Below are 7,915 nucleotides of genomic sequence, written 5' to 3' on the forward strand. Positions count from 1 at the left end.
AGGTCAGGTTGTTCGGCTTTGCCGTGATTTCAAACAGACGTTTTTAACAGGTGTTTTTGTTTCACCAAATTATCTGGCCCTGTTGGCAAAGATCACGTAATATACAAATCGCCTACGAGAATGTCCAAAACTTTTTAGAGGTAATTATGATTTGTGACCCAGATTTAACGGCGTATTTACAAGCATTATTCGTGCTCGCAAGGTGAAGTCAGTTACGGTTCGAAAGTTAAGTTTTTACATAGAAAATTAGAATGTTGAGTTGAATTTAAAGACCGCAAGCCAAGCGCAATAGTTACTCTATGCGCGTTTAGAACCCTATCGGAATCGCGGCCTTTACGCAACTGCTTGCGCTGGGTTGACAGTCGATATCTGCTGGCCGGAGGCCATGGGTGCTCAGTCGTCCCGTGCCGTACGATAATCCCACGTATCTTTCATAATTTATATAATTAGAGAGGTTTCAACCGAATTGACCCCGTAACCCATGATAACGGCTCACAAATGGTATTGGCCAGCTCGGTACGGCTGAGCTTCGCAAATATGTCGAGGATAACCGCTATTCCGCTGATTTGAGCGCGGTTGACCACCTTGCCGCAAAATGCTTCAGAAATTTTTCAGTGCTGTTTTTTTCTTTTAGGACCGATCGGCACAGAATCTGAAAAGGTGCGCTATTTGAAGCGGGCAACGACCTGTACAATATACAAACAAACCTTTTTTTGACCTCTGACCACCGCCCATGGCATCTCCATGGCTACCAAAAAGACGTTGAAAACCAACCGTTTATTCGATAGGTTGATCCAAGTGCCGGATCGACTTTGTATTTCCGGTACCAGCTCCCACCGATTCCTTTCGGAATAGTTGTTCGGATGCGAAAACGATAAGGGCCTAACCCGATGAAAAAAGGGGTGCTGTTTAAAACCGTTCGTGTTGCCGTCGTCCTGCTGATCGCGGTGGTCATTGCGGTCGCACTGGTGCAATTGCGGCCCCGCGCCGAAAAGCAGGCGCGTACGTCAGACGGGCGAATGGTGGAGGTGGTCCGTACGCGTTCACAAACCCTTCCCATGATTGTCGAGGCCTACGGAACGGTTGCCCCCCGGGAGTTTCTGAAACTGGTGGCGGAGGTGCGCGGGCAGGTGGTGGCCACCCATCCAGCCTTCATCGAAGGCGGGAGCGTGAAATCCGGTGAGGTGCTGTTGACTATCGATACGAGGGATTATGAGCTGGCGGTGCGGCGGGCCAACGTGGGCATCCGGCAAGCCCAGGCCGAACTGGATCGCCTGGCGCAGGACATTGTCAATCTCAACGCCAGCCTCAAACTGGCCCGATCGGACGTGGCTCTGGCCCTGGCGGAGGCCAATCGATTCAAAAACCTGGCCGGCAAGAACATGACCTCCCAGAGTGTGCTGGACAAAGCCGATCGCCAGCTGCTCACCAGCCGTGAACGCCTTCAATCTTTAGAGAATCAACTGGCCGTCACCGGTCCTGACCGGATTCGGCTGGAGAGCCAGCTGGAGATGGCCAAGGTGGCCATGGAACAGGCGGTCCTGGATTTGGAGCGCTGCCAGATCGATACCCCCTTCGATGCCTGGGTGATGGAAAAGGCGGTGGAAACCGGTCAACATCTTGCGGTCGGCCAAGCGGTGGGCAGCATTTACCGCACTGGTGCCTTTGACATTGAAGTCAAGATCCCGATGGCCGACTTGGCCTGGTTTCCCGATGACGGTGGATCCGAACTGGGGCTGCCGGTGGAAGTGCTGTTCATGGAGACCTCAACGCCAAAGTTGTGGCATGGCCGCCTGGCAAGGATCAAAGCCGCTCTGGATCAAACCACCCGGACCCTGCCTGTGGTGATCGAGGTGGACGAACCAACCGCTGGTGATTCAATAACCCACGCCGCCGACCGCTTGAAACCGGGGATGTTCGTTACCGTTAGAATCCAGGGCCGCCGGGTTGAGAACGTCCACCGCCTGCCCCGGCACCTGGTCCATGACGGTGACACGGTTTATCTCGCCGCCGACGATCAACTCAATGTCCAGCCGGTGACCATCCTGCGCCGCTTCAAAAAATCCGTGCTGATCAGCCACGGCCTCTCCGACGGGGACCTCGTGGTCACCACCCCGCTTTCCGGGGTTGTGCCGGGGATGAGGATACGGATTGAGGGATCGAGGGATTGAGGGATTGAGGGATTGAGGGATTGAGGGATTGAGGGATTGAGGGATTGAGGGATTGAGGGATTGAGGGATTGAGGGATTGAGGGAATTGGAAAAATTTAGGATCGCGAAATGAAGTATACCCGTTTCGAGGAACTACCTTGCTGGCAGGATGCTCGCGAATTGTCCAGAATGGTCTTTGATTTGATACATCTAAATGCGTTGAGCGGGGATTATAGCTTCAAAGATCAGATCTGGAGGGCGGCCGGATCCGTGATGGACAATATTGCTGAAGGTTTCGATGACGGCTCAACCAATGAATTTGTCAGGTTTCTCGGGTACGCCCAACGATCGACAGGCGAAATTCAGTCGCAGCTCTATCGGGCATTGGATTGTGGTTATATCAGCCAAGAGCAATTTAACACCGTTTATCATATGGCCTCCAGTTGCAGAAAACAGATTAAAGGATTTCGACGCTATCTTCGATCCCATCGTTCCGAATGAACTGAGAAGTGAAAAAAGAATAATGATTGGATTGGTTCCGCAATCCCTCAATTCCCCAATTCCTTAATCATTATCGTGAAACGATAATCAATGAAGTCACTTGCCCAATGGTCCGTCAATAACCGTGTCGCGGTGAACCTGATCATGATGTTCATCATCGTGGCGGGTCTGCTGACGGTCATGAACATGCGACGGGAGATGTTCCCGCAGTTCGCCCTGGACATGATCAACGTCTCCGTGGTCTATCCCGGTGCCAGTCCGGCAGAGGTGGAGGAGGGGATCTGCATCAAGATCGAGGAAAAGATCAAGGGCATCGAGAACATTTCGCGGACATACTCTTCATCCCGTGAAGGCCTGGGGTCGGTCACCGTGGAACTGGACAAGGGGGCCGATGTCCAGAAGGTCATGGATGACATCAAAAACGAGGTGGATCTCATCGATACCTTTCCGGTTGAGGCCGAAGATCCGATCATCACCGAGATCATCAACCGGAACCCGGCCATAACCGTAGCGGTTTATGGGGATGTGTCCGAGAAACTGCTTCGCCGGACGGCGGACCGCATCCGGGATGACCTGGTGGATAGCGGCCCTATTTCGCTGGCCACCCTGGTGGGGGTGCGGGATTACGAAATTGCGGTGGAGGTGTCCGAGGAGAACCTGCGGCGATACGATCTGCGTTTCGATCAGGTGGTCCAAGCCCTGAGAAGCGGCAGCCTCGATCTGCCCGGCGGAACCATCAAGACCGACCACGGCGAGATCATCGTTCGGGCCAAAGGACAGCTGTACACCGGCAGGGAGTTCGAGGATCTGCCGTTGATCACCGATGCAGCCGGCACCGTGGTTCGGCTGGGACAGGTGGCTGCGGTGGTTGACGGGTTCGAGGATACGGACATCAAAGCCCACTTCAACGGCAAGCCTGCGGCACTGGTTCAAGTCAACCGCACCAGCCAGGAAGATGTGATCGCCATCTCCGATACGGTGCAGCAATACGTGGCGGAGAATAAGGATCGTATGCCTGCCGGTATTCAGCTGGCCACCTGGTTCGATCTGTCAACCATGGTGCGGGACCGTATCGACCTGTTGCTGCGCAACGGGTTGCAGGGCATCATTCTCGTTTTTATCGTCCTGGCCCTGTTTCTCAACCTTCGCCTGGCTTTCTGGGTGTCCGTGGGGATTCCCATATCTTTTATGGGGGCATTCATGGTCCTGGACTATAACGGGGAGACCATCAACATGATCTCCCTGTTCGCCTTCATCATGACCCTGGGCATCCTGGTAGACGACGCCATTATCGTGGGCGAAAATATCTTTACCCACTACGGACAGGGAAAATCATCGGACCGCGCCGTGGTCGACGGCATGGGAGAAGTCGGCGGACCGGTACTCATGGCCGTGACCACGACGGTTGTGGCCTTCACGCCGCTGATGTTCATCTCCGGCATCATGGGTAAATTTATCAGCGTCATGCCCCGGGCGGTGATCGCCATCCTGATCGTTTCGTTGGGGGAAGCCCTGATCATTCTCCCGGCGCACCTGGAAGGGGCCCTGCTCAGGAGTCGGCGGGCCAGTGAAAAAATCGGCCGGGCGATCCATGAGCGGGTCAGGCAGCGCATCGAAAAGGGCCTCCAGTTCACCATTGAACGCATCTACACCCCGACCTTGCACTACGTGGTGGAAAACCGTTATTTCACCTTTTCCATCGGTCTCGGGGTGCTGATCATCAGCCTCGGTATTCTGCGTGGCGGCTATGTGCCCTTCATATTCATGCCCAAGGGCGACAGCGACTGGGTGATTGCCGAGGTCGACTACCCGCTGGGAACCCCAGTGGAGACCACCGCGCAAACCATCACTTACCTGGAACAGCAGGCCTTTAAACTCAACCGAGCCTTCGCCGGGCAGGTGGGCGAGGGCAATACCCTGATTACCAACACCTACTCTCTGACCGGGTTCATTCCCCGGAGGGACTGGAAACCCCAGCAGATCGGCGGCCACTGTGGCGAGGTGTGGATCGAGATGATTTCATCGGCCGATCGGCCGAGGCTGTCGGTCAACACGGTGATCAACCAGTGGCGCACTCTTGCCGGAGAAATACCGGGTTTGGATCGCCTCTCCTTTTTCACCATCGAAGGGGGGCCGGCGGGCAGTCCCATCGAAATCCAACTCATCGGCGATGATTTCGGGCAGATCGAGCAGGCAGCGGCGGAACTCAAGGAGGAGTTGGGAACCTACCCGGGAACCTATGACATTGTCGATGATTTCAAACCGGGCAAGCCGGAACGGCGTTTCCGGATCAGAGACGGTGCCCAGAGCATCGGTGTGACCATGAGCGATATCGCCCGGCAGCTGCGGCAGGGGTTTTACGGTGAAGAGGCCCTGCGTATCCAGCGCGGCAAAGATGATGTCAAGGTGCAGGTTCGCTATGCGGAAAAGGATCGTCGCTCACTCTATGCCATCGAGCAGGCCCGCATCCGCACGTCGGACGGTCGACAGATTCCGCTCAGCGAGATCGCCGAGACCGCCAGCTCGCGCGCTTATTCCCTGATCCGACGGGTGGATCGCAAGCGGGTGATTACGGTGAGCAGCGACATCGATGAGGAAATCGGCAACGCCAGCACGGTCGTCACCAATCTCAAAGCGGATTTTCTTCCCCGGCTGCTAAAGCGATATCCGGGACTGCGCTACGATCTGGAAGGTCAGGAGAAACGGACCCAGGAGTCCCTTCAGAGCCTGAAGAAAGGTTTCACCCTTGCCCTCATGGCCATCTTTCTCCTGTTGGCCACCCAGTTCCGGTCATACGTTCAACCGGTGATCATCATGATGGCCATTCCCTTCGGGCTGATCGGGGCCATCGTTGGCCACCTGTTGATGGGGCTGGCTTTCACCATGATCAGTATTTTCGGCATCGTGGCCTTGTCCGGCATCGTGGTTAACGATTCGCTGATTCTCATCGATTTCACCAATCGGGCCCACCGCAATGGCATGTCGGTGGTTGAGGCGGTCATGGAATCCGGGCGATCGCGCTTCCGACCGGTGCTGCTCACCTCGGTGACCACCGTTGCCGACCTTTTCCCGCTTCTCCTGGAACGCAGCTTTCAAGCCCAGTTTTTAATCCCCATGGCGGTGAGCATCAGCTTCGGCCTGTTGGCCGCCACCTTGTTGACCCTGCTCTATGTGCCGGCGCTCTACCTGATTGTGGACGATGTGGTCCGTTCAGTCAAAAGGCGGTTGGGAATGGCTCAACCGGCAGATGCGGCCGACAAGGACCTGGAGGCCTCATGAACCGATCCACAAAGAGTCGACTGACCGTCAAACAATTGGACTGGTTTCCCGGCAACACCTTGTTCGAGAAAATTGGCCGATCCGTTTGCCGGGTTGGAACGCTGCCCGGCAAGGAGCTCTTCGAGGCATGGGAGATGGCCAGGCGGGTGAGAAGAAAATTCCGTGGCGGACGGGTGGTTGATCTGGCCTGCGGCCATGGCCTCCTGGCCCATATCATGCTCCTCCTAGACGATACTTCTCCCGAAGCCCTTGCCGTTGATCGCCATTTGCCTGAAAATGCCAACCGACTGTCCGAAGCATTGATCGAATCATGGCCCCGGCTTCGGCAACGGGTTCGCTTGGTGCAAGCCGATATCGAAACGGTCGAGTTCTCGTCATCGGACTTGATCCTGTCAGTCCATGCCTGCGGTCACCTGACAGATACCGTGCTGGAAAAAGCCGTCGAAGCCGGCGCCCGGGTGGCGGTGCTGCCCTGCTGCCACGATCTTGAGCGCTGTAGCACCGGCGGCCTGGATGGCTGGCTGGACGGGCCCATGGCCGTTGACGTCATGCGGGCGGCGAGGCTGCGCGCGTCGGGGTATCAGGTATTAACGCGACGGATACCCGCGGAGATCACACCCAAAAATCGGCTGTTGATGGGGCAGCCTGAGAACGGATGACTTTGGGTAGACCCCAACGTTGCAAAAGCTGGAGGGCTTCAGAGCCAAGGCGTCAAGGGTGAAGCTGTAATCGACTACCGCGATCCCTTGACAACACGGGATCTGAAGCCCTCCCGCTTTCCTGGAAGGTAAACACAATGAGAAAAACTGAGCTATTCTTGGAATTCACCGTTGGTGACATCCAGAAAATGGTAGAAACATGTTTATATTCATTATGATACCTTGTATTTTGCTATCTTTATCCATACTGTTTATGCAACATTGGGGTAGATGTGCTTTCTGATACCCAGACGCACAACGGTTGAAGAAGTTTTCAACCCAAAAGGACTTGGCAAAATGCCTGTGTTTTATTAACCTTATGATATGTGACGGCTATTTTTCATGCGGGACATTAACAAAGGGGGTAATTATGGGCAGCAAGAAAGAAGAATTCTTGGATCAATTGAAGAAAAAGTACGACGACCTGAACTATCGCTGGAATATCGAGCGCAACAAGCTGGAGGCCAGGGCTCAGCATGAAAGCGCCGATGCCATGAAGAAATTTGAAAAGAAACGCGAGGCCTTGCAGCAGCTCCGCACCGACATGAAAACCAAGATAATTGAACTGGAAGTGGCCAGTGAAAACGCCTGGGATGACCTCAAAGATGGGGCTGAGGATGCCTGGAAATCGCTTGCCACGGCATTCGATAAAGCCACCTCGCATTTTAAGAACCCAAACTGATTCACCTTTCCCGATGAAGGTCGATTGGTAACGATCACGGTTGATCGTGTTTCTCCACCATCCCCTTCCATGGCTGCCCTTGCGCAGAAATGGGTGACGAGACGAAGAGCATGCAAAAGCACCTGTGCAGCTTGGTAGTTTTAATCTACCGGTGGACTGGCATTGAATGAATTCACCACCCTGTCGGAAGTGCAAAAAGAAAAAGTCAGGCAAGAACGCCCGCGATGGTGCCGCATCGAATACAAAGGGATAAATGGTTGGGCCGCCGTCCGCTATTTCCGGGAAGGTTCTTGGGAGGAGGGGGCCAACCTTGACGATGACTGACCAGTCCCACCGGAACTTGCATTACCCTGCCATCCGCTTTAAATTTCCCGGGTAACGTAAAATTGGCATTCAGCCTCAGGATATCAACGGCTGATCTTGAGCGCCGTCCATCATTCAACCGGGAGGTGGGGCGTTAAATGTTGATGGTTCCGTAAAAAGTCACAAGTGGTGTCACTCCCGCGAAGGCGGGGCACGTAGTGAAGCTTTTTCAGCGCTGTCCATAACTGTCTGAAACTTATAGATCCCCGCCTTCGCGGGGATGACAAAAAAGAGGACATCTC

The 7,915-nt window shown here is 54.7% G+C and carries 6 protein-coding genes; all 6 read left to right on the forward strand.

What is annotated here, in order from left to right; translation table 11 throughout:
* The first annotated feature begins 890 nt into the window (after positions 1–890).
* Positions 891–2,171 (forward strand): efflux RND transporter periplasmic adaptor subunit, encoded by a 1,281-nt coding sequence (locus ABYV26_RS16105; protein ID WP_372682376.1) that lies wholly within the window; start codon positions 891–893, stop codon positions 2,169–2,171.
* A gap of 108 nt (positions 2,172–2,279) precedes the next feature.
* A complete protein-coding gene (locus tag ABYV26_RS16110; RefSeq protein ID WP_372682377.1) occupies positions 2,280–2,651 on the forward strand; it encodes a four helix bundle protein in 372 nt (123 codons plus the stop codon).
* A gap of 90 nt (positions 2,652–2,741) precedes the next feature.
* Entirely contained in the window at positions 2,742–5,930 is a 3,189-nt protein-coding gene (locus tag ABYV26_RS16115) for an efflux RND transporter permease subunit (RefSeq protein ID WP_372682378.1), read from the forward strand.
* A complete protein-coding gene (locus ABYV26_RS16120; protein ID WP_372682379.1) occupies positions 5,927–6,589 on the forward strand; it encodes a methyltransferase in 663 nt (220 codons plus the stop codon). The genes ABYV26_RS16115 and ABYV26_RS16120 overlap by 4 nt, the downstream gene beginning before the upstream one ends.
* A 409-nt stretch (positions 6,590–6,998) precedes the next feature.
* Positions 6,999–7,310, forward strand: coding sequence for a hypothetical protein (locus ABYV26_RS16125; protein ID WP_372682380.1), 312 nt, complete (start codon positions 6,999–7,001; stop codon positions 7,308–7,310).
* Positions 7,311–7,472: 162 nt separating this feature from the next.
* Positions 7,473–7,634, forward strand: coding sequence for a hypothetical protein (locus ABYV26_RS16130; RefSeq protein WP_372682381.1), 162 nt, complete (start codon positions 7,473–7,475; stop codon positions 7,632–7,634).
* Positions 7,635–7,915 lie beyond the last annotated feature (281 nt).

The sequence above is a fragment of the Desulfosarcina sp. genome, from assembly GCF_041551955.1.
Classification (GTDB): Bacteria; Desulfobacterota; Desulfobacteria; order Desulfobacterales; family Desulfosarcinaceae; genus Desulfosarcina.

Coding starts and splice junctions, on each gene's coding strand:
- ABYV26_RS16105 (WP_372682376.1), top strand. CDS start 891: ATGAAAAAAGGGGTGCTGTTTAAAACCGTTCGTGTTGCCGTCGTCCTG.
- ABYV26_RS16110 (WP_372682377.1), top strand. CDS start 2,280: ATGAAGTATACCCGTTTCGAGGAACTACCTTGCTGGCAGGATGCTCGC.
- ABYV26_RS16115 (WP_372682378.1), top strand. CDS start 2,742: ATGAAGTCACTTGCCCAATGGTCCGTCAATAACCGTGTCGCGGTGAAC.
- ABYV26_RS16120 (WP_372682379.1), top strand. CDS start 5,927: ATGAACCGATCCACAAAGAGTCGACTGACCGTCAAACAATTGGACTGG.
- ABYV26_RS16125 (WP_372682380.1), top strand. CDS start 6,999: ATGGGCAGCAAGAAAGAAGAATTCTTGGATCAATTGAAGAAAAAGTAC.